Source organism: uncultured Planococcus sp. (assembly GCF_947501725.1).
In the GTDB taxonomy this organism is placed as follows: Bacteria; Bacillota; Bacilli; order Bacillales_A; family Planococcaceae; genus Planococcus; species Planococcus donghaensis_C.
In genome coordinates this window covers 1-203 of the sequence record NZ_CANMXD010000044.1, presented here as the reverse complement: position 1 = coordinate 203, position 203 = coordinate 1, and the positions used below count along the sequence as shown (strand labels likewise).

At 48.8% G+C, this 203-nt stretch carries 1 rRNA gene; it reads left to right on the top strand.

The features are described from left to right. Positions 1 to 136 precede the first annotated feature (136 nt). A 5S ribosomal RNA gene (gene rrf, locus Q0785_RS20355) occupies positions 137 to 203 on the top strand; the annotation flags it as partial.

The following is a 203-nucleotide window of genomic DNA, read 5'->3' as shown; positions in this document are numbered from 1 at the left end:
TCCCGAACACGGCAGTTAAGCTCTTTTGCGCCGATGGTAGTTGGGGGTCTCCCCCTGTGAGAGTAGGACGTCGCTGGTCTGTTTTTTTAAAAATCTTAATGGTCCTTTTTGATTCAACAAGCAATCAACCAAATAGTCCAGTGATGATGGCAAAGAGGCCACACCCGTTCCCATCCCGAACACGGCAGTTAAGCTCTTTTGCG